Annotated in this window: 1 protein-coding gene and 1 pseudogene; both read right to left on the bottom strand. The window is 61.8% G+C overall.

All coding sequences use genetic code 11. The annotated features are described in order from the left end of the window. Nucleotides 1-234: 234 nt before the first annotated feature. A complete protein-coding gene (istB, locus tag FQ320_RS25260) occupies nt 235-993 on the bottom strand; it encodes an IS21-like element helper ATPase IstB (protein ID WP_148476003.1) in 759 nt (252 codons plus the stop codon). A 10-nt stretch (nt 994-1,003) separates the two neighbouring features. Further along, nucleotides 1,004-1,235, bottom strand: a pseudogene (locus tag FQ320_RS25255) (IS21 family transposase); the annotation flags it as partial.

The raw sequence follows: 1,235 nt of genomic DNA, 5'->3' as shown, positions 1-1,235 counted from the left end.
TTCCAGCAAATCCTGATAGAGCCAGAACGACCTGCGATGTTGCGCGGGACCATGGCGTGAACTCCTGTCGGGTTTAATGACATTTACGCGTCCGCGCCGGGGTCTGGTCAATCGGATGCGATCGGGATGCGTATTCCGGAGCATCCGCCCACCCATTCCGACAACATGCGCCCACTTGTTCCGGGGTATCCGCCCACCAGTGACGCGTTGCCGTGAGGCAGCGTGTTTCGGGTATCAGGTTTGAGGCATTTCGTCATCCATTTTGGCGATGGTTTTCCGCATGGACTGCCCCTCCAGCTCGAGGCGGTAAGCGTTATGAACGATGCGGTCGAGAATGGCGTCGGCGAAGGTGGGTTCCCCGATGACGTCGTGCCACGCTGTGATGGGCAACTGGCTGGTGATCATGGTCGAGCCGCGGCCGTACCGTTCTTCGACGATCTCCATCAGATCGCGGCGCTGCGTGGCCGTCAGCCGGTCAGGTCCCCAGTCATCCAGGATCAGCAGCTGTGCTTTGGTGATGCTGCGGAACAGGCGGGGGAAGCGACCGTCGCCATGGGCCAGCTCCAGCTCTTCAAAGAGGCGGGGCATCCTTTTGTAAACCACGGTGACGCCGTCGCGACAGGCCGCTTGCGCCAAGGCACACCCGAGCCAGGTCTTCCCGACCCCACAGGGGCCGGTGATGATCAAGCTGCGCTTGTCGGTGATCCATTTGCCGCTGAGCAGGCTCTGGAACAGCGCCTTGTCGAAGCCGCGCCGGGCGCGGTAATCGACATCTTCCGGACAGGCGCCCACATGGCGCAGCCTGGCGGAGCGCATGCGGGCTTCAAATCGTTTGGTTTCTCGGCTGGCGACCTCGCGGTCGACCAGCAAGCCAAGCCATTCGGCGTGGCTGAGGTCAGCAGCACCGTCCTGAGATTGCAGTTCGGCAAAGGCTTCGGCCATACCGTCAAGTCGCAGGGCCTTCAGGTGATCGAGGGTTGGGTGGTCAAGCATTGTGTTCCTTTCAATGGAAATAGTCGGCGCCACGGATATTGGTGTGGGTGATGGCAGGCTGCTCTGCGGCGCGGGTGCGGGGCTTGCTATCCAGCCCATTCTTCAGGATCGAATGGACTGATGAGTAGGATCGGGCGTTGATCTCCAACGCGCGATTGCAGGCGGCATCGAGGCGGTCCCGGCCGAACCTGTCAGCCAGCCGGATCACGCCCAGACAGGTGCGATAGCCCTGTTCGGAGTGC

It is taken from the genome of Oceaniovalibus sp. ACAM 378, assembly GCF_008085915.1.
GTDB lineage: Bacteria > Pseudomonadota > Alphaproteobacteria > Rhodobacterales > Rhodobacteraceae > Oceaniglobus.
Note: the sequence above shows the minus strand (reverse complement) of the source record. Positions and strands in the feature narration are given on the sequence as shown.

Excerpts from the sequence above, each read along its gene's own strand:
- istB (WP_148476003.1), bottom strand. The coding sequence starts at position 993 with ATGCTTGACCACCCAACCCTCGATCACCTGAAGGCCCTGCGACTTGAC.